General features: G+C 33.1%; 23 protein-coding genes and 6 pseudogenes. 25 read left to right on the top strand and 4 right to left on the bottom strand.

The genetic code is table 11. The features are described 5' to 3' along the window. The first annotated feature begins 225 nt into the window (after positions 1 to 225). The 12 genes and pseudogenes from ACIQ4I_RS01600 to ACIQ4I_RS01655 all read left to right on the top strand — a co-directional run. Positions 226 to 783 carry a hypothetical protein gene (locus tag ACIQ4I_RS01600; RefSeq protein ID WP_403092190.1) on the top strand — a complete coding sequence of 186 codons (558 nt, stop codon included), beginning with the start codon at positions 226 to 228 and terminating at the stop codon, positions 781 to 783. Between the two features lie 286 nt (positions 784 to 1,069). Then, positions 1,070 to 1,612, top strand: coding sequence for a hypothetical protein (locus ACIQ4I_RS01605; RefSeq protein WP_403092191.1), 543 nt, complete (start codon positions 1,070 to 1,072; stop codon positions 1,610 to 1,612). Positions 1,613 to 1,948: 336 nt separating this feature from the next. Next, positions 1,949 to 2,479 (top strand): annotated as a pseudogene (locus tag ACIQ4I_RS01610) (site-specific integrase); the annotation flags it as partial. Next, a complete protein-coding gene (locus ACIQ4I_RS01615; protein ID WP_403092193.1) occupies positions 2,445 to 2,918 on the top strand; it encodes a hypothetical protein in 474 nt (157 codons plus the stop codon). The pseudogene ACIQ4I_RS01610 and the gene ACIQ4I_RS01615, both read left to right, overlap by 35 nt. Positions 2,919 to 3,294: 376 nt before the next feature. Continuing rightward, positions 3,295 to 3,936: pseudogene (locus ACIQ4I_RS01620) on the top strand (IS110 family transposase); the annotation flags it as partial. Between the two features lie 174 nt (positions 3,937 to 4,110). Beyond that, positions 4,111 to 4,284 (top strand): hypothetical protein, encoded by a 174-nt coding sequence (locus tag ACIQ4I_RS01625; RefSeq protein WP_157059193.1) that lies wholly within the window; start codon positions 4,111 to 4,113, stop codon positions 4,282 to 4,284. Between the two features lie 289 nt (positions 4,285 to 4,573). Continuing rightward, positions 4,574 to 4,826: pseudogene (locus tag ACIQ4I_RS01630) on the top strand (FadR/GntR family transcriptional regulator); the annotation flags it as partial. Between the two features lie 218 nt (positions 4,827 to 5,044). Then, positions 5,045 to 5,297, top strand: a pseudogene (locus tag ACIQ4I_RS01635) (FadR/GntR family transcriptional regulator); the annotation flags it as partial. 218 nt (positions 5,298 to 5,515) lie between these two features. Continuing rightward, positions 5,516 to 6,163 (top strand): annotated as a pseudogene (locus tag ACIQ4I_RS01640) (FadR/GntR family transcriptional regulator). Between the two features lie 12 nt (positions 6,164 to 6,175). Next, on the top strand, positions 6,176 to 7,024 hold the full coding sequence (gene accD, locus ACIQ4I_RS01645; RefSeq protein WP_340706885.1) for an acetyl-CoA carboxylase, carboxyltransferase subunit beta: 849 nt from the start codon (positions 6,176 to 6,178) through the stop codon (positions 7,022 to 7,024). Continuing rightward, entirely contained in the window at positions 7,017 to 7,973 is a 957-nt protein-coding gene (locus tag ACIQ4I_RS01650; RefSeq protein ID WP_403092195.1) for an acetyl-CoA carboxylase carboxyltransferase subunit alpha, read from the top strand. Before accD ends, ACIQ4I_RS01650 begins: the two co-directional genes overlap by 8 nt. Before the next feature lie 279 nt (positions 7,974 to 8,252). Further along, positions 8,253 to 8,831: pseudogene (locus ACIQ4I_RS01655) on the top strand (IS110 family RNA-guided transposase); the annotation flags it as partial. 187 nt (positions 8,832 to 9,018) lie between these two features. Here ACIQ4I_RS01655 and ACIQ4I_RS01660 read toward each other — a convergent pair. The 3 genes from ACIQ4I_RS01660 to ACIQ4I_RS01670 form a co-directional block, all read right to left on the bottom strand. Then, the gene (locus ACIQ4I_RS01660; protein WP_403092197.1) at positions 9,019 to 9,471 is read right to left on the bottom strand and encodes an NUDIX hydrolase; all 453 of its coding nucleotides are present in this window, start codon (positions 9,469 to 9,471) and stop codon (positions 9,019 to 9,021) included. Positions 9,472 to 9,610: 139 nt separating this feature from the next. Next, complete coding sequence (locus ACIQ4I_RS01665) at positions 9,611 to 9,841, bottom strand: hypothetical protein (protein WP_403092199.1); 231 nt, start codon at positions 9,839 to 9,841, stop codon at positions 9,611 to 9,613. A gap of 1 nt (position 9,842) precedes the next feature. Further along, positions 9,843 to 10,301: an NUDIX hydrolase gene (locus ACIQ4I_RS01670; protein WP_403092200.1), complete on the bottom strand. Its 459-nt coding sequence runs from the start codon at positions 10,299 to 10,301 to the stop codon at positions 9,843 to 9,845. A 1,034-nt stretch (positions 10,302 to 11,335) separates the two neighbouring features. Here ACIQ4I_RS01670 and ACIQ4I_RS01675 point away from each other — a divergent pair. Together ACIQ4I_RS01675 and ACIQ4I_RS01680 are read left to right on the top strand one after the other, a co-directional pair. Further along, positions 11,336 to 11,866, top strand: coding sequence for a DUF1572 family protein (locus tag ACIQ4I_RS01675; RefSeq protein WP_403092202.1), 531 nt, complete (start codon positions 11,336 to 11,338; stop codon positions 11,864 to 11,866). A gap of 103 nt (positions 11,867 to 11,969) precedes the next feature. Beyond that, positions 11,970 to 12,197 (top strand): hypothetical protein, encoded by a 228-nt coding sequence (locus ACIQ4I_RS01680; RefSeq protein ID WP_403092204.1) that lies wholly within the window; start codon positions 11,970 to 11,972, stop codon positions 12,195 to 12,197. A gap of 71 nt (positions 12,198 to 12,268) precedes the next feature. Here the strand turns inward: ACIQ4I_RS01680 and ACIQ4I_RS01685 are convergent, their stop codons facing one another. Next, the gene (locus ACIQ4I_RS01685) at positions 12,269 to 12,721 is read right to left on the bottom strand and encodes a hypothetical protein (RefSeq protein WP_403092206.1); all 453 of its coding nucleotides are present in this window, start codon (positions 12,719 to 12,721) and stop codon (positions 12,269 to 12,271) included. An 86-nt stretch (positions 12,722 to 12,807) separates the two neighbouring features. Here ACIQ4I_RS01685 and ACIQ4I_RS01690 point away from each other — a divergent pair, with 86 nt between their 5' ends. The 11 genes from ACIQ4I_RS01690 (at position 12,808) to ACIQ4I_RS01740 (ending at position 23,673) form a co-directional block, all read left to right on the top strand. Further along, positions 12,808 to 13,356 (top strand): hypothetical protein, encoded by a 549-nt coding sequence (locus ACIQ4I_RS01690; RefSeq protein WP_403092208.1) that lies wholly within the window; start codon positions 12,808 to 12,810, stop codon positions 13,354 to 13,356. A 67-nt stretch (positions 13,357 to 13,423) separates the two neighbouring features. Continuing rightward, positions 13,424 to 13,945 carry a GNAT family N-acetyltransferase gene (locus ACIQ4I_RS01695; protein ID WP_403092210.1) on the top strand — a complete coding sequence of 174 codons (522 nt, stop codon included), beginning with the start codon at positions 13,424 to 13,426 and terminating at the stop codon, positions 13,943 to 13,945. 98 nt (positions 13,946 to 14,043) lie between these two features. After that, on the top strand, positions 14,044 to 14,934 hold the full coding sequence (locus ACIQ4I_RS01700; RefSeq protein ID WP_403092212.1) for a DMT family transporter: 891 nt from the start codon (positions 14,044 to 14,046) through the stop codon (positions 14,932 to 14,934). Between the two features lie 607 nt (positions 14,935 to 15,541). Beyond that, positions 15,542 to 16,393, top strand: coding sequence for a YitT family protein (locus ACIQ4I_RS01705; RefSeq protein ID WP_403092213.1), 852 nt, complete (start codon positions 15,542 to 15,544; stop codon positions 16,391 to 16,393). Between the two features lie 255 nt (positions 16,394 to 16,648). Beyond that, positions 16,649 to 17,089 carry an NUDIX domain-containing protein gene (locus tag ACIQ4I_RS01710; protein ID WP_403092215.1) on the top strand — a complete coding sequence of 147 codons (441 nt, stop codon included), beginning with the start codon at positions 16,649 to 16,651 and terminating at the stop codon, positions 17,087 to 17,089. 86 nt (positions 17,090 to 17,175) lie between these two features. After that, a complete protein-coding gene (locus ACIQ4I_RS01715; RefSeq protein WP_403092217.1) occupies positions 17,176 to 17,448 on the top strand; it encodes a DUF4190 domain-containing protein in 273 nt (90 codons plus the stop codon). A gap of 230 nt (positions 17,449 to 17,678) precedes the next feature. Then, positions 17,679 to 18,167 carry a GNAT family N-acetyltransferase gene (locus ACIQ4I_RS01720; RefSeq protein ID WP_403092219.1) on the top strand — a complete coding sequence of 163 codons (489 nt, stop codon included), beginning with the start codon at positions 17,679 to 17,681 and terminating at the stop codon, positions 18,165 to 18,167. A 63-nt stretch (positions 18,168 to 18,230) separates the two neighbouring features. Next, positions 18,231 to 18,512, top strand: a complete 282-nt coding sequence (locus ACIQ4I_RS01725) for a hypothetical protein (RefSeq protein ID WP_403092221.1) — start codon at positions 18,231 to 18,233, stop codon at positions 18,510 to 18,512. 500 nt (positions 18,513 to 19,012) lie between these two features. Further along, positions 19,013 to 19,798: a PhzF family phenazine biosynthesis protein gene (locus ACIQ4I_RS01730; RefSeq protein ID WP_403092223.1), complete on the top strand. Its 786-nt coding sequence runs from the start codon at positions 19,013 to 19,015 to the stop codon at positions 19,796 to 19,798. Positions 19,799 to 19,830: 32 nt separating this feature from the next. After that, entirely contained in the window at positions 19,831 to 20,271 is a 441-nt protein-coding gene (locus tag ACIQ4I_RS01735) for a GNAT family N-acetyltransferase (RefSeq protein ID WP_403092225.1), read from the top strand. 195 nt (positions 20,272 to 20,466) lie between these two features. Beyond that, positions 20,467 to 23,673, top strand: coding sequence for a DEAD/DEAH box helicase (locus ACIQ4I_RS01740; RefSeq protein ID WP_403092227.1), 3,207 nt, complete (start codon positions 20,467 to 20,469; stop codon positions 23,671 to 23,673). The last annotated feature ends 74 nt before the right edge of the window (positions 23,674 to 23,747 follow it).

Raw genomic sequence — 23,747 nt, forward strand, 5'->3', positions numbered from 1 at the left:
GAGCAGGAAATCTATGATCATTGAAAGAATACTAAGTGATAAATTTAATTCGGTTGTTACGCATGTTAGGAATACTTCAAAATTAGTAGATTGTACCGGCGCTGCTATCAACTTATGCACGAGGTGTTAGAGCACGTTCAATTTTCGGTGTTTTCCAGAAGATGTACCTGATTACCTAAAAGCAATTCAATACATTAAACTCTTTAAAATAGGAGGAGTTTTAGTATGGGAAAAGTAAAATTACTATTTATACTAACATTTTTACTTTTGTTGTCCACAGGTTGTTCTGAACAAGAGGATAAAGAGCAAAATGGTGTTGAAGATGCAAAAACTTTTCTAAATGCATACTACAATGTATCATATGAAGAAAGTATTAAAATAATGGATAAGGTAACCAATCCATTAGCTGAACAAGTAAAAGACAATATAGAAGAAAATCCAACAGCAGATGTACATTATAGAGTAGGTGAACTTTACCCTAAATCATTTGAACCCTTCTTCACTAAAGAGGGGTATAATAGAGCATTAAAGAACGGTATGTTTAGTTTACTACCACAATTAGCAATTAAGAAACATGCTAACTATAAATTAGAGTCATTAAAACAAATCTCTTATGAAAGAAAAAAGGGGTATTCAGAATATAAGTATGAAGCAAAGGTAAGCGAAATAATAAAAGGAAAGACAAAAGAGTATACAGATAATGTTCAATTCTACATGGTAGAGGATAAAGGTAAATGGAGGATTAGCAATCTACGTATCTTAGACTCAGAATACATGAAATAACCTAACTCAACTCTCAAAATAAAATAAGTGAGCAACTAGAAAAATTAATCTAGTTGCTTACTTTTATATTCAAACGGATAATCTATGAATCGACCTTTCTTTGCAATATATCATAATTATGGTATAATTAGACATCTGTTAAAAACTAACAATTTTACTAGATTTAGCTGTTTCATACTACAAGAATTAAATAAAAGCAGTAAGTCAAGTAACAGAAATGAATTACTAATGAATTACTTTAGTAACTAGCAAGACACTAAATAAAAACGAATAGGGGTACTTTCAAATGAAATTAAAAAAGTTCTTAATTTTCGCTTTAACTGCCTTACTAGCAATTACAACTTTAGCAACGGTACAAGCAAATGCCAAATCGAAATATGTTGAATACGAGTACAAGTACAAAACAGATTCAGCATACACGATAAGTGAAATGAAGAAATCCAAAGATTACACTATAGCTGATGAATCTTCTAACCCTAAGTATGAGAAGAATCAGCTAAAAATGAATAAGAGTCTTTATGGTTTCACGTATGTTAAGTTAAAAAAGAACCAAACAGTAACTTTACAAGATACAAAGGTATCGATTAAAGATGGTTATTTCGTCACTGCAAATCAAAGCAAGAAAATCAACAAAACAATGAAAAACACAAGTACTAAATACATCAACGGAAAAATCGTACCGAAGGTTATCAAAGTAGTTGATGGGGTACTCTATTATGAAGGTAAGAAATTAACTGGTTCAATGTCGCATAAATGTGTAAAGAACAAAGAATTGATTCTCCACTTCCATGAAGGTAAAGTAATAGACGTACAAGAAACATATTACTAATAAGTAATATCATCATAAAACAGATGAAAGACCATCATTTAATACTTTAATCAGATATATTGGATAATTACAATGAAAGGAACAGTGCGTTTGCGTAGAACCATTTTTACGTATTTATCAATGATATTCTTATTTTTGACATTTCTTATTTACGGATTAGCTCCACAATTTCTTTTGAAAATAAGCTTATTTATTCCATTTATTTTAGGGATATTTGGTTTATTTTTCGCTATTTTAGGAATCAAAGGACCAACCCGTATGATTTTAGTTGTCCTAAATTCGTTTATATTGGTAGTGTTTACCGGCGTATATATAATGGCTTTTTATGGGTTTAATGAACCTGTTCAACGACAAAAAATGCCGATTGATATTGTCGCAAAAATGTTACATCAAAAAGATTTGAACGTAACAGGTTATTATTCAGCTCCTACGCCTTCACAAATTTCGGAGTCGGTTAGTGAATTGCTTGATGTGATTGCAAGTTATGTTGATATTGATGATGCGTATTTAAGGAGTCCACAAGAACTAAAAAAAGAATTAGCCGATTATACAGAAAAGGTCGGTGTATTTAATAAGGTATTAGGTGGGACTTGTGTAACAGATTATGTATGTCCAACTAAAATGCAATGTTTAGGTTGTAAAGCAAAAGTGCCTGAACCAGATCAAGAGGAAGAACTTTTAGAAGTTATTCAATTATCGAAAGATATGGAGAAGCGTTTTAAACAATTAGGATTAGAAGTTGAAGTACGGAAGGCAAAGGAAATGGCGAAACAAGCCAAAATAGAGTTGAAAGAGATTGATTTAATCAAGAAATTTAGAGAGGAACGTCAATATGAACCAACTATCCAGCACAATCCATTCAGATAAGCGACAATGGCTTGATAAAGTGCATCAACAACGTAAAGAGCGTTCTGTTTCCATTGGGATTGAAACAATTGAATATCTTATCAAACAAGGCATTCCTGTAACCTATCATAATATTAGTCAGCATTCCAAACAGTTTGACACTCAAGGGAAAGGGATTCATCCCAATACAATAAAGAGTAATGATGAATTGTATACCTATTACAAAAAGCATAGTAAAACATTTAAAGTAAATAGAGTTCGTAAAAAGCTCAAAACGCCTCCTAAATTTGATGAATCAAGTATAAGAAAGATTTCCACTAATCGTAATATAGATGTTGTTAAAAAGAAGTATATGAAGTTTTCAAAGGAAGAATTAGTGAACAAGCTAATAGCTGTGGAGCAATATATAGCAGAGAATCAAAGTCGTTGGGTTGCTAACCATTTTGAGCAGTTTAAATAGATAATTAATGAGATTCAAAATAGCCTAGTTAAAATATTTTTAACTAGGCTAACTTAACTTTCTTGTTAAAATAAAGCCCCCTTTAATTGAATAAAAAAAGATGCTTCTTCAACAATCGCGCCCGTTCGTATTATAAGGTCAGCCAGAAAATATTTCTGGTTGACCATTTTTTATATCGATATATGATAACGGTAGCCGGGGTAGAACGTTCGCGCCCGTGGGGCTAAGACCCCGTCCGCAAAACAGTTCGCCCCCTACTTATAGAAACATGTTTGAGGCTGGTTGGGACAATGATCTCGTATAACAAGCGAAGCTATGACACTATGAGGAGGATTTAGGGGTTACCGGCAATTATATTTTTGAAGGAGGAATTTTAATGAATCCAGTCGTTGGTCTGGATGTAGCAAAAGGTGAAAGTCAGGTTCAAGCATACTTGGAAAGAAAGAAGCCCTACAAGAAAAGTTTCAAAGTAAAACACGATCTTGATGGGTTAGCTAGTTTATTAGATTTTATTAAAGAGATAGAAGATATTTCAGGAGAACGTCCCCCTCTTGTAATGGAATCAACGGGTCATTATCACACACCTGTTGTTCAATATTTTGAGGACAAAGGTTATTTAATCATTATCGTAAATCCACTCATCTCTTATAAAGCAAAAAGTTCTAGTTTACGAAAGGTAAAAACAGATATCATCGATGCCCATCACCTCTGCGAGCTGTATTATAAAGAGGATTTAGAGCCTTATAAAAAGCGTGGTATCCAACTTATGAACTTACGTCATCTTACGAGACAGCACGATAATATTACAGGCATGTTTGTACAAACCAAACTACAATTCCAGGCCGTTTTGGATCAAGTTTTTCCTGAGTATAGTAAGGTTTTTGGAGACTTATATTCAGATGTTTCTTTAAAAACATTACAAGCATTTCCTACTTCAGAAGATGCCTTGAAAGTTGATACTGAAACATTAACAACTAAAATAAAAGAATTCTGTAATACTCGTTCACTACAATGGGCAAACAAACAGGTGTAGAATTGAAATAAAGTTGCGATGTTTATAAAAAGGATACGATGTTTAAAATAAAGTCGCGACGATTATAAAAAAGTTACGATTAATAACCCTGGGTATTGGCTCAGTGGGCCACGTCCGGACGATGCCAGGTACGTGCTTTCCTTGTAGGTCGCCGTTTACATGCTTCAGGATGAGTTTGGAACGGTTTCTGTAACCTTATTCCCGCAAGTTTTTCATCTTGTTCAAGAGCTTTTACTAGAAGATGAATTGCTTTACATTGAGAGAACGCTTGAAAAGCGCTTTGGTAGACCTCAAGTGAAAATAAAATATGCACAAACGACGAAAAGAATATGAAATTGAAGGGAATTTTAGAAACTGAATAAATTTTTATGCAGTTTTTTCTTTACTTTCAAATAATTATTTTGTAAGATAAAGCCAACTTCAAAAGTGGCCAGACCACTTTTGAATTCATTCAGTAAGAGACGCCATCATCTGAAGGTGGTGGATTTTGTTTCTTTTTAGTAGGTATCCAAACACCTATTGAATGAAGATAAAGCCTTTGGATGCATTGTTTATCTGCGCGAAAGGAAAGCGACAGCAATAATTATTCCAAGGCGAATAGATTGACCGAGGAGTTGATCGTATGGATAAAAAAACCGAACAAAAGAAAGTGTTTTTAGATATCGTCCAACAATTACGACAACTTATTAAAATAGAAAAAATACAGGCTGGTGAAAAGTTACCTTCCGAAAGAGTCCTTTCAGAACGTCTAGGTGTCGGGCGATCCTCTGTGAGAGAGGCATTGCGAAGTTTAGAGTTATTAGGTCTTATTGAAACGAGACATGGGGAAGGTACGTTTCTAGCTTCTACAAAAGCATCAGCTCGTAGAAATTTTGTAAGATAAAGCCAACTTCAAAAGTGGCCAGACCACTTTTGAATTCATTCAGTAAGAGACGCCATCATCTGAAGGTGGTGGATTTTGTTTCTTTATAGTAGGTATCCAAACACCTACTGAATGAAGATAAAGCCTTTGGATGCATTGTTTATCTGCGCGAAAGGAAAGCGACAGCAATAATTATTCCAAGGCGAATAGATTGACCGAGGAGTTGATCGTATGGATAAAAAAACTGAACAAAAGAAAGTGTTTTTAGATATCTTCCAACAATTACGACAACTTATTAAAATAGAAAAAATACAGGCTGGTGAAAAGTTACCTTCCGAAAGAGTCCTTTCAGAACGTCTAGGTGTCGGGCGATCCTCTGTGAGAGAGGCATTGCGAAGTTTAGAGTTATTAGGTCTTATTGAAACGAGACATGGGGAAGGTACGTTTCTAGCTTCTACAAAAGCATCAGCTCGTAGAAATTTTGTAAGATAAAGCCAACTTCAAAAGTGGCCAGACCACTTTTGAATTCATTCAGTAAGAGACGCCATCATCTGAAGGTGGTGGATTTTGTTTCTTTATAGTAGGTATCCAAACACCTACTGAATGAAGATAAAGCCTTTGGATGCATTGTTTATCTGCGCGAAAGGAAAGCGACAGCAATAATTATTCCAAGGCGAATAGATTGACCGAGGAGTTGATCGTATGGATAAAAAAACCGAACAAAAGAAAGTGTTTTTAGATATCGTCCAACAATTACGACAACTTATAAAAATGGAAAAAATACAGGCTGGTGAAAAGTACCTTCCGAACGAGCCCTTTCAAAACGTCTGGGTGTCGGGCGATCCTCTGTGAGAGAGGCATTGCGAAGTTTAGAGTTGTTAGGTCTTATTAAAACGAGACGTAGGTGAGGTACGTTTCTAGCTTCTACATAAAAGCATCAGCTCGTAGAAATTTTGTCGATGTTTATATTAGAAGATTAAAAAAATCAAAAAAAGGATGTCGAATTAACGCGACAAATTCATGAAAAGGAAGCCATTCGTGTTATAAGTTGTACAGTGACTCTGCGAACACTACCTGTGTGGGACAGTTTTTTTGTAAAGCTAGAGTTAGAGGTACGATTAATTGTCTGGATGTTTTACGAGAAATAATCATCACGTCAGAAATCGTTTTTCACTAAAAGTCTGGTTTCAATTAGCAGTTTATGCCGGTGACCGTTTAAATCGAAACTCAACAGAAGAAGAAAAATTAATCATTCAAACTATGTTGAAATCGATGCAGCTTGGCTATGAAAAAGAAGCATTAAAAGCTCTTACGAACCAAATGCTGAACAAGGCATTTAGACAAACATAGGGGGAGTAAAACATGGCAATACGTAGCTTATTTAGTAAAAAGAAAGAGGACGGACAGGAAAAGGGATTTCCAGAAGGACTTATAACAAAATGTCCAGAATGCCGTCACATTCAGTTAACAAAGGAATTAGAAAAAAATCATAAAGTGTGTACAAAATGCGACCATCATTTCAAAATGACTGCACAGGAGCGCGTAACATATTTCTTAGATGAAGGTTCATTTGTTTCAATGGATGATCATTTACAAACAAGTAATCCACTAAATTTCCCTGATTATGTAGAAAAAATTTCAGTGGCTAAACAACAAACGGGATTAAGCGAAGCTGTACTGACTGGGTTAGGTACTCTTGATGGAGAAGAAATTGTTGTAGCAATTATGGATTCTCATTTCCGTATGGGCTCAATGGGCTCCGTTGTAGGAGAAAAAATCACACGTGCCGTTGAAAAAGCTATTGAATTACGTGTACCTGTTATTATCTTTACTGCTAGTGGTGGAGCGCGCATGCAAGAAGGTATTCTATCATTAATGCAAATGGTAAAAACGAGTGTGGAATTAAAACGTCATAGTGAAGAAGGACTATTATTTATTTCGATCATGACGCACCCTACATACGGTGGCGTTTCAGCAAGCTTTGCTTCTGTTGGAGATATTAATATTGCAGAACCACAAGCATTGATTGGCTTTGCTGGTCGCCGTGTAATCGAACAAACATTAAGAGAAAAATTACCAAATGATTTCCAAAAGTCAGAGTTTTTACTAGCGCATGGTCAGCTTGATGCAATCTTCCATCGAAAAGATTTACGAAACCAAGTAGCAATGCTTGTAAAAATGCATACAAAAGGCGGTGTGCAACATGTCTAAAAATTTAGCTTTTGAAGAACCAGTAGTACAATTACGAGAAAAAATTGATGAATTAAAAACGATTGCTACAGAGGCAGATGTAGATATGACAAGCGAAATCGAAAAGCTTGAAACACGTCTAACACAGCTAGAACAATCTATTTATGCCAATATGAAGCCATGGGATCGTGTACAGGTTGCTAGACATCCAGAACGACCAACTACTTTACAATATATAGAAGCTATGTGTGAAAACTTTATTGAGTTACATGGAGATCGTACATTTGGTGATGATGCAGCTATTCTTGGAGGAATTGCTCTCTTTGAAGAACAGCCCGTAACAATTGTTGGACATCAACGCGGAAAATCAACTAAAGAAAATATTCGACGAAATTTTGGTATGCCACACCCTGAAGGATATCGTAAGGCATTACGCTTAATGAAGCAAGCTGAGAAATTTAAGCGCCCAATTATTTGTTTTATTGATACAAAAGGAGCCTTTCCGGGTAAGGCAGCCGAGGAACGCGGCCCAAGTGAAGCCATTGCTAGAACTCTCTCTGAAATGGCGATTCTAACAGTACCAGTTATTAGTATTGTTATTGGGGAAGGCGGAAGTGGGGGTGCCATTGCATTAGGGGTAGCTAATCGCGTCTTTATGTTAGAGAACTCAACGTATTCGGTTATCTCGCCTGAAGGGGCTGCATCGATCTTATGGCGAGATGGTAGCCTAGGGAAGCAAGCTGCAGAAGCAATGCGTATAACAGCACCTGACTTAAAAGAGCTCGACGTTATTGATGGAATAATCCCTGAAATAACTGGTGGAGCACACCGCAATGTTGTGAAGCAAGCATCTTATATAAAAGAATGTATAAGCGTCACACTAAAAGCATTGAATTCTCTAAATGGCGAACAATTAATTGAAGATCGCTATGAGAAATTCAGAAAGATTGGACAATATACAGAAGTTTAAATTCATTTTTAGGTTATTGGACATGTGAATTTGTTCGTAAAGAGATAAAAAATGTTTCTTAAATAAATTAATATCCTAATGATGGAAGAAAAAAGATTGATCAATTATAATAAAGTTCGATTATTTGTAATATAGTTTGATAAAAATAACTTCGCATTTAAATAAAACCCACGCATTTTGATCAAACTTTTTTCAAAATGCGTGGGTTTCTTCTATTATAAAATCAACGATTGCAACAAACTTTTAATCAAACTTTATTCCAAACCAACAACAGGCTGAAAGCTAATGACTGCCGCAGCTCAAAACCCTTTTCAGAAGGCTTTATATTCTAGTCTTGCCCTAAGCTTAGATATGTATATTAATATGCTCTTTGAATACAAAAAACATCTATCCATGCTTGAAAATGAGATAGATGCTTTAGCAAAAAGTATTGAAGAATCTAAGATTATCCGAACAATTCCCGGTATCGGCGAAAAAATCGTAGCCACGATTATTTCTGAAATTGGGGAAATTGAAAGGTTTAATCATCCTAAGAAACTAGTCGCATTTGCCGGTCTTGATCCAAGTGTCTTTGAATCTGGTACATTCAAGGGTACTTACAATCGAATTACAAAAAGAGGCTCTAGCAGACTACGGCAAGCTTTGTATATGGCTGTTAAATGTGCTATTCGTGACTGTCGTAAACAGAAAACAACGGATGAAATTCTTCCTCGTAATAAGAAATTACGGGCGTTTTATGATAAAAAACGGGAAGAAGGAAAACCATTTAGAGTAGCTGTGATAGCTTGTGCAAACAAACTCTTACATTGGATTTATGCACTTTTAAAAAACAAAACTTCTTTTCAAGATTTAGCTTGATTTAACAATTCAGCCGAGTGAACCAAAACTTTCCAAGATATAGTATTTGGAAGGTTATTTGGCATGCATAAATTTAGTATATCATGAAACATTTTAAGTTTTTATTGAAAAATGTTGACAACTATTGGCTGGTTTAACGGAATAAATTAAGATATTTAACCAAAGCCTTTCGTTACTGCTAATTACGTTACTTAACAATTCTGTTGTTCTGTTTTATCAAATCTAAAAGACCTTCAGGAACAAGTCGTAATTCGCCGTTTTGAAACTTACTTACAGGCAATCGCAAAATTTTAAATATTTTCCCGTCATCTTCCTTACCTTCAAACAATTCCTCGGTATAAAAAGAGGTATCAACAAAGGCTGCATCGTATACTTGTACAATCTCATGTCCTACTTCCCCGTTAAAAGTAAAGATATTTTCAACAGTTCCCAAATATTTGAGATTAAAAATATCAGTTTCAATTTCTTCTCGTACCTCTCTTATTAATGCTTCTGCGCTTTTTTCTCCGTATTCAATTCCGCCTCCTATAGGACGGTAATAATAATCACCTTTTACTGGACCATAGCCCTCTGCAACAAGGATGGAATCGTCTTTTTGAAATATACAAATAACCAGTGGTCGTATTATTCCTTTTTTCATTGTAATCCTCCAAATCGTTAATCAATACCCTTTAGTTGTTTCGATTCACTTACGAATAAACCCTTCTTTTATTCCTCATAATGGCATTTTAGCTAAAGAAGGCACAATTCTTTTTCAAGAATTGCGCCCGTTTACGAAATTATAAAGCTTCAGTTTTTCTTCCTGAAAACCAAAAATAAATTGTAAGTATTAACAGAATGATTGGAGTAAAACCTACATACTTCCAAGCGTTTTCTGCTCCCCAAAAATAGTATGCGATAGGTATAAAAGTAATTGTACTTATTAGCATGAAAAGCCAAGATCGCTTAAAAATCCCGAATATCAATGTGAAAATTGATACCAAAAATGAAGCGTACCAAATTAAAAGCATGCTAACCCCTCCTTAATTGACAGCGGACCTCTTTAATAAGCTCAAATGGGTAACGCTTATTTAACTTAACATCTTCAATAATTTTCTTAATAGAATTTCCATTCCAAAGTTTTTTATCTTCCATGTTTAACACTTCTTCGAAAGTAAACCATTTCGCATTAATGATATCTTCACCATCAAAGTTAATATCACCATCTATGATTTCACTTACAAAGTTAAATCGTACTAAGTGGTTTCCGATTTGACTAATAAAGTTATAAACGCCTGTTAAACCCAATACTTTTACATTGTAACCAGTTTCTTCTTTCACTTCTCTTATAGAGGCTTCAACGATATTTTCACCTTGTTCAATTCCTCCAGATGGAATGTTCCAAAGTCCAAAATTATCTTTTCCTCCTTCCTGAACCATTAAAATTTTATCGTCTGTTGTAATAACTGTGCTAACAATCGCTATTGCCATAATTCACCTCATAATAAAATAAGAATTATTTTGTATCTCCTACTAATTCTCTATCAAAGATCAGATCTCCTTTCACTTGATACTCCTTATATTCAACTAACCTGTCCGTTACTTGTTATTCAACAATCTGGCCCGATTGTTGAACATAAGTTATATCTTTAAACACAAATAAAAGCTGAACTAATACAAAAATTAGTTCAGCTTTAAAATAACTTATTATAATGTTACACATTGTATAAAGAATACTGATACATTAAGTGTATTACTTAAAATCTTGACTTTTAATAAAATATAAAACTGTGGTTCTTTATTTTTTACTTCTACTTGAATCAATTTCATAATAAATTTTATCTCTAAAACAGCCATTAAAAAAATGAATGTATATATGAATGTATACATAAAGTTAATTTCTAAAACGCAAAACTTAAAAGAAACACCCATAAGATCACAATTATTAAAAAAATAAAATTAACAATTATACCCGAATATCTAATGATGACCTTCTTTTCCTTGTTTTTCAGTCCAATAATTCCAACTATCAAACTGGCAAGCCAACAAATTAATCCTAAAATTGCTACACTAATTGTTGCAATGGCCCTCTCTTTGCTCAAATCACCGTATACATTCCCAAGATATTGACTAATGCATAGTAAAATTATACCTACAAGACTTAACAATAAAGAATAAAAGCTATGATTCTTCAAAAAAAATTCTCCTTTCTTTATAGCATAGTGTTAGTAGCTTGAATGTTGAAAGGATTTTAGAAAACTAATAGTATTTATAATTATATTTTACAATTATTACAAATAATTGTAAAATATAATTATGTTTTAAAAGTCCACTATTTTTTATTGGCCATTTATTTTATAGATCCTATGTACGTCCCTTAAATAACAATGTAGAATGTTGGGGCATTCCTAAACTGCAGAGCTTTTCAGGAAGAATAATAATCTTTGCTGCATTCTAAGTTGTAAGAAAATTGTTAAAATTATCCGTGGATTTGATTGAAACAAATCAAAAGGAGAGAACTTACCTTGATTGAACAGGAATATTTAAAAGCTGTGCTAACCAGGTTTTTGGAAATGAAAAAATTAGGTGATAAAACTTTTCAGCGACTAACTAATATGGATATTCATTGGATTCCAACCGAAGGATCTAATAGTATAGCGATTATTGTTAAACATGTAAGTGGAAATATGATTTCAAGGTGGACTGATTTTTTGACAACTGATGGAGAAAAGACAAGTAGAAATAGAGATGTTGAATTCTTGGATACCATTTCTTCGGTCGAAGAATTAATTACTATTTGGAGTAAAGGGTGGACTATACTTTTGGAAACCTTAAATTCACTAAAAGCTGACGATTTATTAAAAAGCATTTACATCCGCGGAGAAAAACATAGTGTAATTGAGGCAATAGAACGACAAGTCGCTCACTATTCTTATCATGTTGGTCAAATTGTATATATTGGCAAGCAATTAAAAGGTAAAGAATGGGATAGCCTTAGTATTCCAGTGGGTAAATCAGATGAATTTTTACGAGAAATGCTCAATAAGCATAAGTAATCGTAAGGAGAAGACGGAATATAAAAATAAAAGAGCTAATTAATGAGAGAGAAAAAGCATACTAATGATCTTAATTTACTTAATAGTAAAAAGAGGAGTTTTTATGGAGAAATTACTTAAAAAAAGTGCATTATATGGGTTTGTCATAGGTTTAGGGATAGCAATTATATTTGTTAATTACAAAGAAATTAGAGATTTGGGTAATGGAGGTATAGAAATTGCTTATTTGCCTCTTAGTGAGTATATAATCTCTGTTTTGAGATATGGGGTAATAGCCTCTTTTGTTGGCGTACTATGTGGATGGATAATTTATATAAATCAGAAAAAATAGAACATTTTATAATAAAAGGGAAATTAGATTAAGAATTTATAAGAATAAAACCTAATTATTGTCGGATTCGATTAGTCTAAAGGATTATCATCCGCAAGCTCATCACCGTTTGTAGCTCTATCCCAACCATCGAATTCACAATTTAATACTGCTTCTTTTTTTGCTGTACGATTGAAATTTGCCTCTAAAAATTTTCCGTTTAAATCATAAAAGACAGATTTTTTTACAATCATACGCTTATCTTCATAAACAGAAGCAAAAAAGTACAAATCTTTTCCTCTATAGTCAATAGGAAAAGAGTGAAGTGCATACCTGCCTAGTTTCTTTTGTATAACATCTAAATCGCTTCCATTAACTTTTTCACGTATATTTAAGGTTGTATTTTTGTACTCTTTATAAACATGTTCCTTTTGAGGAAGGGATGAATAGAATTCATCTACAGATTTTTCCTTTGCATTTACAATTGAAGAGATGTTCAAACAAGCGAAAAATATTAACAATATTAAATATAGCTTGAGTTTCAAGATATTCACTTCCTTTAGATTATTCACTTTCTAATTTTATAATGCCTTACTAATAAGAATTCATGCATATAGATAAAGGTTAAAATATGTCAATCCTGATTATGCAGCAACCTATTTTTTTATTTGAGAGAAAACAAGAGAATAGTATAAAAGAAATAAATACTTCAAAGGAGCTGGATATTATTAAAAGAATAAAAATAGTTTCTATAAGTATTTTGTATACATTAAGTCTATTATTATTTGGATGCTCTACAGAGGATAAAACAAATTGGACAGAATCACCAACTTTTAAATATGATCAGATGACAATGTATGGTACAGAAGGAAAGTTTGGAATTGTTAAGGCTAATGGAGAAAAAGATGAACCAGAATTTCCGGCTAAACAAGGTCGATTATATGATATCTATTTTCTAGATTCTTCTAAAGGAGTTCACGAAAATGATGGAAAAAAATATAAAATGACTGCTACCCATCAAAATAGTACAGAAACAGTGACTCTCTATGAATGGGACATCTGGAGTAATAAGAGTGGAGCAAAATTCGGCTTTGATAAAGAGGGGCTATGGAAAATAAACGTTACGATAGATGATAAGCCTATTACGAATTTCATAATAAAGGCAGAAGAGCTTAAATAATTTGATATATTATCTAAATGCTAGAATTCTGAAAATTAGAAGAACCATTAATAAGGTGGTAAAAGAAATGGAAATCTTATTAGAAAGATTAAATATTAGAGATGCTGAGAACTTATTTAACTTTGAAAGTGAAAACAAAGATTTTTTTGAAATATCAATACCGTCAAGAGGTAACGATTACTATAATTATGCAGTATTTTTGGATAGATTGAATTCATTATTAGATGAACAAACAAAAGGAATATCATATTATTATTTAATAAAAGATAAGAATGGTTCTATTCTGGGAAGGATCAATGTAGTAGATATTGAACAATCAAATGGACATGGATATCTCGGTTATAGAATAGGCCAATCATATACTGGAAAAGGAGTCGCGAGCAAAGCTTTGAAGTTACTTAAAGAGATAATTCTTGATGAAGGAATTGCAAATCAGTTGTCTGCGAAAACAACTATTAATAATATAGGTTCCCAAAAGGTCTTAGAAAAGAATGGTTTTAATCTTGTAAACAAAAATGATGAATCAACAGTATTGATTAATGGACAGAGCTTTAATTTTATTCATTATTACTGGGAAGTTCATAATTAGTATATTAATATGAAAGTTTGTTGAATTATTAGATATAATTTCTTGGGAGGGTATTAGTAATACTCCGTGAATCACAACATTTAGAAAGAAGGATCATCATGAAGAAATACATAGGGGAAATACTTTTGTTTATAACTGCTATTATATGGGGAAGCGGATATATTGGGATGGCAATTGGGCTAGAACATCTAACGGTATTCCAAATAATGGCGGGGCGTTTTATAGTTGCGAGCATTTTATTAACTTTAATTTTCTGGAAGAAATTAAAGTTGATAAGTAAATCAGTTTTATGGAAAGGAGCAATACTTGGAGGAATTCTATTTACTGCATTTACCGTGCAAACAATGGGGCTTGTCTATACAACACCGTCAAAAAATGCATTTTTGACGGCAATTAACGTAATTATCGTACCTGTAATTGCCTATATTATCTATAAAAGAAAATTTGATCGTTTTGAAATACTAGCGGCTGTGTTGGCTGTTGTAGGGATTGGTTTTTTATCATTACAAGGTTCAATGACGATTAATGTTGGGGATTTCCTATCTGTGTTGAGTGCAATTGGATTTGCTTTTGATATTTTTTATACAAATGTGTTTGTGAAAACAGAAGATGCATTAGCATTAACAATTGTTCAGTTATTAACAGCTTCAATATTAAGTATCTCAGCAGCCATACTATTAGGAGAGGTACCAACAACTATATCAACAGTAGAAATATCTGTCATATTTTACTTAGGCGTATTTTGTACGACCATTGCGTATGTTTGCCAAAATATCGGAATGCAGTATGCTAACCCAACGAAATCAGCCCTTCTTTTATCAACAGAGGCACTTTTTGGGACAATTTTCTCTGTCATGATCCTACATGAAATTTTAACAGGACGTATGATTATTGGAGGCATTTTAATTTTAGTGGCGATACTTGTTGCTGAATTAAAGCCGAGATTTAGACATCAAAAGAGTTTAGAAGGTAAAGTGCATGGCCAATGAATACAAACCAGCTAAAAGTAAAATGGGATGTTATGTAAGCTAGTTTAAGTTATAGTAGGAGCAAGACAGTTTAAAACGAAATAGAACTCTCACCACTATAGGTTTCTTGTTTTATATATACGAATACTGAAATGAAGAATGTGAAAAAGGAACTTATACGAAAGAAGCAGGCAAAAATATGCGGATGAAGCGTATTATAATAATTATGATAGATAACGATTCATCAGAAAAAGGCTGTTAAGGGGTAATTACGTAATCAAAACTAAATGTATATTTGTTTCATTTAAATAAAAAGACGCTTCAAATCCTTTAGTTAAAGGATTTGAAGCGTTTTTTGTTAAGTAATAGAAAGGTATATAAGATTAATAAGAAATCAGTGTTTTTTTACAAACTTAACATCAAATACTAAACGGAAAGTTTCTTTAAAAGTAGGGGAATCAATTAGCTATAAAATGGAGCATGTGACTTTATGGTTGATGTATATAAAGAGATTGAATATAGAAGCTCTTTATGGGAAAAGATTTCTGAAAGTGGAGTATTTAATGAATACGATATTTTTTGAATAGTATTCATCTTAGTATATTGACTAATGAAAAGGAGTAAAGTTATGTCATTTATTGCACAAAAAAAAGATGTGCCTATTTATTTTGAGGTAGCATGCGTAATTCTCGGAACATTAATTTCAGCATTCGCTTTGAACATGATTATTATTCCAGCAGGACTTCTATCAGGTGGAGTAACAGGGATTTCTCAAATTATTAAACATTTCATTCCCATAAATGTAGGGTATTTTTATTTTATATTAAATATACCACTCATGATTTTGGGATATAAATTTCTAGGGAAAAAATTCAGTATTTATACTATACTTTCCATTACATTAGTCTCTGTTTTCCTGGTTTTTATTCCTATTCGCCCCATCTTAACAAATAATATCTTACTTTCAGCTATTTTCGGAGGTGTGATTAACATGATTGGAAGTGCCATTTGCCTTCGTTTCGGCGGTTCGCAGGGTGGCTTAGATATACCTTCAAGAATCATTGCTAAATATAAAAATATTTCTGTTGGAAAAATAAACTTAATTATTAATATAGTGATTGTTACGATTTCTGGGTTTATATTCGGGAGTGAAATCGCCTTATATACTATTATTTCGATGACATTTTCTATGAAAACATCAGATCTTATTTTAAACCACGTTAATCGTATTACTTTATTGATTATTACAGATAAAGGAGACGAAGTAGCAGAATTAATAACCCATGATATACATCGTGGTACTACCTCTTGGCAAGCTAGTGGTGGTTATACCCATAAAGAAAAAACTGTTTTATTTTGTGTTATTGTTAAAGGAGAGTTAGCTCAATTAAAAAATATTGTAAAGAAAGCTGATCCACATGCTTTTGTCAGTGTGATTACAACGCAAAACGTCATTGGTCGCTTCCATCAGATTTGGTGAAGAATGACCTGTTATTTTTAAATTATTTGTGTATAATGTTGAAGTGTACTAAAAAATTATAATTATTGTTTATGAACTGGAAAATTGTAGATAGGGTTCCGCTATTTATATAGGACTGAGACCGAGGTCTACATCTTTTACGAATGTAAAAGGCACCTATTGACATAAAAGGTCCGAGGGGAAAGGTTCAGCGTATTTGTTATGCGTTGAAATCTTTCCACTCGGACTTTTTTTATTTTAAGGAGGATTTATAGGATGAAGAAAATTGATGAATTAGGCGCTGGTGTTGCTGTTATTATTTTTAATGAGGAGAATCAAGTTTTATTACAGAAAAGAGCGGATGTTGGGTTATGGGGTATTCCTTCAGGACATATAGAAATAGGGGAAACCGTTTCTGAAGCAGCAATTAGGGAAATAAAAGAGGAAACCAATTTAGATATTAAGATTAAAAAACTAATTGGTGTATACTCTGATCCAAATTCTCAAGTATTTGAATATCCAAATGGTCAGGTAGTACATTTTATAACAACTTGTTTCCTTGCTGAAATTATCGGTGGAGAACTTAAATGTAATTTAGAGGAATCACTAGAAATAAAGTTCTTTGACCAACAAAATCTTCCTCAAGATTTATTAAAAATGCATCCTCGATGGTTAGAGGATGCTCTTGCTGATCAAGAGTTAGCTTTTATTCGTTAATTTGGTTAAAAATGTATAAGAGTATTTACGAAAGTTAATGTATAATATGGTAAATTATTGTATCCTTTTATTGAAGGAGGGATAAAATGAGCAATACAAATACTAAATCGATAGCATCACTCATAATGGGCATATTATCTATATTTATACCTTTAGCAGGCCTAATTCTGGGTATTGTAGGAATTATCTTATCAAATATAAGTTTAAAAGAGATGAAAGTTTCAAGTGAAAATGGAAAAGGTTTGGCTATATCAGGTATGGTTTGTAGTATCGTAGGAGTCTTAATACAGATTATTCTAATTGGATTTATCATTTTAGGAGCATTAACATTTTCACAATTTAATGATACTGGATTTTAATAAGATATTATTAGAAATTTTTCTACAATATTAGTGCGTCTTTACAAAAATGTAGAGACGCTTTTACATTAATAAAAATACGTGAGCGAAGAAAGCATTTGTTTATCGAGGTGAAAAAACAAGATACAAATACTAGACTTGTAATACATATAATGGGGTGTTATGAGACATTCTGATGCTTATTCTAATTGGTGTAAATAATATACAAAAAATGAAAAGAGGGAATATAAATGGATAAGATTAGTATTGAAGAATATCGAGCAGATTATCAACAAGAAGTAGTAGAATTAATTCTACAAATTCAACAACAAGAATATGGTATTCAAATTACAAAAGAGGATCAACCCGATCTATTTGAAATCGAAAGTTTTTACCAAAAAGGAAATGGTAATTTCTTTGTTGCGATAAGGAATAATGAAGTTATTGGTACAATCAGTCTTCTAGACATAGAAAACGATCAAGTTGCACTTCGAAAAATGTTTGTAAAAAAAGAATATCGAGGCACATTATATAAAACAGCATCTTTTTTATTAACAAGAGCAATGGATTATGCGAGTGAAAAGGGCATAAATCAAATTTATTTAGGTACAACACCAGAATTTCTGGCAGCACATCGTTTTTATGAGAAAAACGGCTTTATACAAATTTATCAGGAAAAACTGCCATCTAAATTTCCTCTAGTAAAAGTAGACAGACTTTTTTATCAATATACGTTTTAATTGGTTGTTGTTTTTTTCTATTATAGTTGGTGATGTATAAAATCATTCCAGTAGAGGTGTATTATGAAATCATTCAGTCTTGGGTCGATCGGCTTAATAATTTTAGGATTACTTATTTGGGGATTAAATTGGATAAATGAGGGTTATTCTGAGGCTATTGTATTTATAGGTTTAATTTTATTATTAATGGGTACTGGATTTAGTTTAATCGCTATCGCTAAAAAAGAAAATGGTAGTATAAAATTTATATCTCTCACTTCTTTTTTACTTATCCTATTTTTAGTAACTTTGTTTGAACCGTTCCAAGTTATTCGTATAATAACATGGCTTAAAAATATTTCTTAACCTAGTTGCGATTGGTATTAATCAGGAGCACTGATAACAGCCCGCTTGAGATATGAAGTTATCTAGGTTCCTCACATTCTATTTTTATAAGTTTAGAATTTCTAAATTGAATCAATTTCATATTTCAAAGATTTAATAAAATACACGAACATAAAATGGGGCATTGTTATATGCCATCTCAATTAGAAAATTGTCTATCAAGCGGAAGATGGCGACTCCTGCGGGAAAGCGAGACAGGTGAGACCCCGCAGTGAAGCACGGTACGGGCTTCCGAGGAGGCTCAACGCTCGCCCGCGGAAAGCGTCATCTGGAGCGGCTTACTAAGTACATACCGTGGATGGAATATTATCGGAATTATTGAGTTGTTTATTTAGAAAATAATCGTATTTTGTAATTGCAAAAGCATTTATGAAATTGATTCAATTGTGAATAAAGGAATTTAGATAATTACTAACGAACTTTAAGAATAATGCTCTTCATTATAGAAAGTGGGGAAATTAATGCAGCTATCGATTATAAATACTTTTACAGAACAGCCCTTTAAAGGAAATCCAGCGGCTGTTTGCTATTTAAGTGAAGAAAAAGAAAGTAACTGGATGCAGCAAATTGCAAAAGAGATCAATTTACCAACTACAGCTTTCATCAATTTTTTAAATAATAAGTATTATCTTCGATGGTTTACTCCTACCACCGAAATACCAATTTGCGGGCACGCAACACTGGCAAGTTCATATTTTTTATGGGAAAAGGGATTATTTGATAAAGAGAAATCTATTACTTTTCAAACTAAAAGTGGAGTACTCGAAGCGCAGTTAATCGATGATTGGGTTCAATTGCAGTTTCCTACAATGATTCAAGAAAGGACAATTGCTCCTGATTTATTAATAAGGGCTCTGGGAGTTAATCCTACTTATGTTGGTAAAAACAAACTTGATTATTTAGTCGAAGTGGAATCAGAAGATGTTGTTAGAAATTTGAAACCGAATATAGATTTGATTACTCAATTAGGAGTTCGAGGTGTGATTATAACTAGTAAATCTAATACAAATGAATTCGACTTTGTTTCACGTTTCTTTTCTCCATCTCAAGGGATAAATGAGGACTTTGTAAATGGCTCATCACATTGCTGTTTAGGACCTTATTGGAAAGATAAATTCAAAAAAAATGATTTGACAGCATTCCAAGCTTCTGAAAGAGGGGGAATATTAAAACTTAGAGTATTAGATGACGAAGTTTTAGTATCTGGTAAGGCAGTAACTATTTTTGAAGGAAAGCTAACAGTTTAATATTAAATTCTTTGAAATCGGGGGATGGTAGTATGACGAGTTCTACATTAGAAAATATTTTAGAGTTAACAACTACTCAGGAGTGGGTAGAGGCTTTTCCTATTATGAACCAATTGAGAACCGACTTAACCGAAGAGAGTTATTTGGCTTTACTTCAAAATATGAAGGAAGAAGGATACAAGCTATACGCATTGTATACAGAAAATAAAATGGTATCCGTAGCTGGGGTGTGTTGGAGAACTAATTTTTACAATAAACGCCATGTTTTTATTTATGATTTAGTAACAGATATTTCATATCGTTCATATGGTTATGGTGAAAGATTATTGAACTATATACACGACTTGGCTCGTGAAAATGGAGCAGAGTATGTTGCATTAGAGTCAGGACTTCAAAGAGTCGATGCTCATCGATTTTATGAAGAAAAATTAGAATACGATAAATGGTGTTATTCATTTAGGAAATCATTGTAATTGATTTTTTGATTGTTAATTATTTTATTTACTCAACTAATGGGTGCCTCTCTACAAAGAGGCACTTTTTTTCATAAGAAAGTAAAAGATTCGTTTGAATATAGAATACATGATAAAATGATGACAATTGAAGAAAAAAGTACAAACTTAATATTGATAAATATTAAGGATATAGAAAGAAAGGAGCGGGAGTACATGGACATAGAAGTAACTCACAAGATGATCAAAGAAATGTGCGGTACCGTTGCCTTCAAAAGAGGAGACTCTTTTTATCGATCAAATAAAGTTACGTTTAATGAATTTAGAAATGATTACTGTGATGTAATAGTAAATGGAACGGAAGATTTTCAAGTCACGATAGAAAATGATTCAGCGGGCAAAATGAAAACATCATGCAGCTGTCCTAAGTTAGAGAATTTTCAAAAAAGTTGTCAACACATAGCTGCTGTTTTATTAGCTATTTGTGATTTTCAACGACTTGGAACAAGTCCGATAAATGCAAATAAAAAACAATTTAAAAATAGTGAAATTACAGAAGACTTCATTAAAATCTTTAATCATCCAACAAAAAGAACTAGCGGACATCAACGTCATTTTGAAAATAGAGAAGTACTGGATCTCCTGTTTATACTTAAACCATTATCTATTAGTAAGGATCAGCATTTGTTTGGATTAGAACTGAATATTGGGCATTTGAAGGTGCAAAACATTCGAGCATTCTTGCAAGATGTAAAACAAGGAAAACCTAGTAGGTTATCTCCTACAACTTGTTATGATCCAAACATACATTGCTTTATAAACAAATCAGATGAAGTGATTCAACAACTTATCGAGATCTTAGAGGATGAAAAAACCTTTTTTAATTCATTTCCAAACGATTTTGATTGGGGAGGTAGTAATAAAACATTACTGATTCCGCCATCTATTTGGGACGGATTCATCAGATTAATCGAATATGCCCCAATCAAACTTGAATATAATGGGCAATCTTTTGAGCGTTTGCAAGTACTGAATGGACCTCTTCCACTTCAATTTACTTTAGAAGAAATAAAAAGTAATGGTTATCAACTTACGATAAAAGGTTTTGAACAACTGACCATAATGGCTGCTTATAAATGTGTATTATATGAAGGGAATGTATACTGTTTAGAAGATAATGATTCAGAACGATTAATTGAACTTAAGAGAATGTTACCATCTATAGATTCAAATCACATTTCGATTTCACATGAACAGATTGATTTCTTTCTAAACAAGATAGTACCTGGCTTAAAAAAAATTGGCGAAGTACAAGTGTCTAAAAAAGTTACCCAGAAGATCTTGGAAGAACCATTAATTGCCAAGTTGTACTTGGATCGAGTGCACAATCGCTTACTAGCAGGATTAGAGTTCCATTATGAAAATGCCATGATTCAACCACTAGAAAGCCGTGATTTTACAACAGGACCAATGATAATTAGGGATTTAGAAAAAGAAGAAAAAATACTTGAACTCATGGAGAACAGCAGTTTTTCTAAAACAGAAGGCGGCTATTATATGCAAAATGAGGAACTAGAGTATGAATTTTTATATCATGTTGTTCCAGAGCTTCAACAATTGGTACAAATTTATGCGACAACAGCTGTTCGGAATCGTATCGTTACAAAGAATGCCTTCCCTAAGATTAGAGTTAAGCATCAAAAAGACCGAATGAATTGGTTGGAATTTAAATTAGAGATGAATGGTATTGCTGATGACCAGATTCGAGAGATATTAGCGGCACTTGAAGAAAAACGAAAATTTTATCGCCTACGTGATGGATCACTATTATCGCTTGAAACAAAAGAAATGGAAGAACTGCATCGTTTTCTAAATGAAGTACCTATGCAGGAAGATGGTTTTGAAGAAAGTCTTAATCTGCCTGTTACTCAAGGTCTTAAATTCCTTGATATTCTGGATGGGGAAATCTTCACTATAGAGGAATCCTTCCGCCAGTTTATTGATCAATTAGTTCATCCAAGTTCATTGGATATAGAAGTTCCACAAAGTTTAAATAATGTATTAAGAGACTATCAAAAAGATGGATATAAATGGTTGAAGACACTTGCTAGCTATGGTTTTGGTGGAATTTTAGCAGACGATATGGGGCTTGGAAAAACTGTTCAAAGTATTACATACATTGTTTCTGAACTTTCAAGCATTCGTGATAAAAGTCTCCCTGTTCTAATCGTGTGTCCTTCATCTCTAACTTATAATTGGTTACATGAAATAATGAAATTTGCCCCTGAAGTTCAAGTGATTGTAATGGATGGAAATAAAGTGGATCGAGAACATCTTCAAAAGAATATCAAAGGTGTAGATGTCATTATTACATCCTACCCTTTACTTCGGCAAGAAATAAAGTGGTATGAGAATCAAAAATTTCATACTGTATTCTTTGATGAAGCACAGGCTTTTAAAAATCCGACAACACAAACGGCGCGTGCCGCTAAAAAAATAAAAGCAGATCATCTTCTCGGTTTAACTGGTACACCAATTGAAAATTCACTTGAAGAACTATGGTCAATATACCATATTGTCTTTCCACAACTTTTCCAAGGGCTAAGGGAATATAGCTACCTTTCCAATAAAGCAGTTGCCAGAAGAGTACGTCCGTTTATGTTACGAAGATTAAAAGAAGACGTGTTAGCAGAGTTGCCCCCCAAAATTGAGTCTCTTGAATCATCAGAACTATTACCTGAACAGAAGAAACTTTATGCAGCCTATTTAGCGAAGCTCCGTCATAAGACTTTAAAACACCTTGATAAAGAAACTATTCGCAAGAATCGTATTAAAATTTTAGCGGGATTGACAAGGTTAAGACAAATTTGTTGCCACCCAGCATTGTTTGTAGAAGGCTATAAGGGAAGCTCGGCAAAATTCGAACAGCTTCTGAAAATTGTAGAGGAAGCTAAAGTTTCTGGAAGAAGAGTACTGATCTTTTCTCAATTTACGAAAATGCTGAAGATAATAGGGGAAGAACTTACAATGCGAGGTCAGACGTTCTTCTATCTAGATGGACAAACGCCTTCAGAAGAGCGAGTAGAAATATGCAATCGATTTAATAATTACGAGCGAGACATATTTCTTATCTCCTTAAAAGCAGGAGGTACTGGGTTAAATTTAACAGGTGCGGATACAGTTATCTTATATGATCTTTGGTGGAATCCTGCTGTAGAGGAACAAGCTGCTGACCGAGTCCATCGAATTGGGCAGAAAAAAGAAGTTCAAGTGATTAAGCTCATGGCACGTGGCACAATTGAAGAAAAGATGAATGAATTACAAGAAAAAAAGAGAGATCTCGTTTCAAATATTATTGATGGGGATGAAAAAATTTCAGCAACACTAACTGAAGAGGATATTCGAGAAATTTTGATGATTTAAAATAAGCCAAGTTCTCTGTAATATTGAAAAAAGAGGCACAACTGTAGAGTTGTGCCTCTTTACTTGTTTATTTT

The sequence above is a fragment of the Rummeliibacillus sp. NPDC094406 genome, assembly GCF_044763875.1.
Classification (GTDB): domain Bacteria; phylum Bacillota; class Bacilli; order Bacillales_A; family Planococcaceae; genus Rummeliibacillus.

What these genes read in the sequence shown, in the direction of transcription:
- ACIQ4I_RS01600 (WP_403092190.1), top strand. Translation starts at nt 226, where the DNA reads ATGGGAAAAGTAAAATTACTATTTATACTAACATTTTTACTTTTGTTG.
- ACIQ4I_RS01605 (WP_403092191.1), top strand. Translation starts at nt 1,070, where the DNA reads ATGAAATTAAAAAAGTTCTTAATTTTCGCTTTAACTGCCTTACTAGCA.
- ACIQ4I_RS01615 (WP_403092193.1), top strand. Translation starts at nt 2,445, where the DNA reads ATGAACCAACTATCCAGCACAATCCATTCAGATAAGCGACAATGGCTT.
- ACIQ4I_RS01625 (WP_157059193.1), top strand. Translation starts at nt 4,111, where the DNA reads ATGCTTCAGGATGAGTTTGGAACGGTTTCTGTAACCTTATTCCCGCAA.
- accD (WP_340706885.1), top strand. Translation starts at nt 6,176, where the DNA reads ATGGCAATACGTAGCTTATTTAGTAAAAAGAAAGAGGACGGACAGGAA.
- ACIQ4I_RS01650 (WP_403092195.1), top strand. Translation starts at nt 7,017, where the DNA reads ATGTCTAAAAATTTAGCTTTTGAAGAACCAGTAGTACAATTACGAGAA.
- ACIQ4I_RS01660 (WP_403092197.1), bottom strand. Translation starts at nt 9,471, where the DNA reads ATGAAAAAAGGAATAATACGACCACTGGTTATTTGTATATTTCAAAAA.
- ACIQ4I_RS01665 (WP_403092199.1), bottom strand. Translation starts at nt 9,841, where the DNA reads ATGCTTTTAATTTGGTACGCTTCATTTTTGGTATCAATTTTCACATTG.
- ACIQ4I_RS01670 (WP_403092200.1), bottom strand. Translation starts at nt 10,301, where the DNA reads ATGGCAATAGCGATTGTTAGCACAGTTATTACAACAGACGATAAAATT.
- ACIQ4I_RS01680 (WP_403092204.1), top strand. Translation starts at nt 11,970, where the DNA reads ATGGAGAAATTACTTAAAAAAAGTGCATTATATGGGTTTGTCATAGGT.
- ACIQ4I_RS01690 (WP_403092208.1), top strand. Translation starts at nt 12,808, where the DNA reads ATGTCAATCCTGATTATGCAGCAACCTATTTTTTTATTTGAGAGAAAA.
- ACIQ4I_RS01695 (WP_403092210.1), top strand. Translation starts at nt 13,424, where the DNA reads ATGGAAATCTTATTAGAAAGATTAAATATTAGAGATGCTGAGAACTTA.
- ACIQ4I_RS01700 (WP_403092212.1), top strand. Translation starts at nt 14,044, where the DNA reads ATGAAGAAATACATAGGGGAAATACTTTTGTTTATAACTGCTATTATA.
- ACIQ4I_RS01705 (WP_403092213.1), top strand. Translation starts at nt 15,542, where the DNA reads ATGTCATTTATTGCACAAAAAAAAGATGTGCCTATTTATTTTGAGGTA.
- ACIQ4I_RS01710 (WP_403092215.1), top strand. Translation starts at nt 16,649, where the DNA reads ATGAAGAAAATTGATGAATTAGGCGCTGGTGTTGCTGTTATTATTTTT.
- ACIQ4I_RS01715 (WP_403092217.1), top strand. Translation starts at nt 17,176, where the DNA reads ATGAGCAATACAAATACTAAATCGATAGCATCACTCATAATGGGCATA.
- ACIQ4I_RS01720 (WP_403092219.1), top strand. Translation starts at nt 17,679, where the DNA reads ATGGATAAGATTAGTATTGAAGAATATCGAGCAGATTATCAACAAGAA.
- ACIQ4I_RS01725 (WP_403092221.1), top strand. Translation starts at nt 18,231, where the DNA reads ATGAAATCATTCAGTCTTGGGTCGATCGGCTTAATAATTTTAGGATTA.
- ACIQ4I_RS01730 (WP_403092223.1), top strand. Translation starts at nt 19,013, where the DNA reads ATGCAGCTATCGATTATAAATACTTTTACAGAACAGCCCTTTAAAGGA.
- ACIQ4I_RS01735 (WP_403092225.1), top strand. Translation starts at nt 19,831, where the DNA reads ATGACGAGTTCTACATTAGAAAATATTTTAGAGTTAACAACTACTCAG.
- ACIQ4I_RS01740 (WP_403092227.1), top strand. Translation starts at nt 20,467, where the DNA reads ATGGACATAGAAGTAACTCACAAGATGATCAAAGAAATGTGCGGTACC.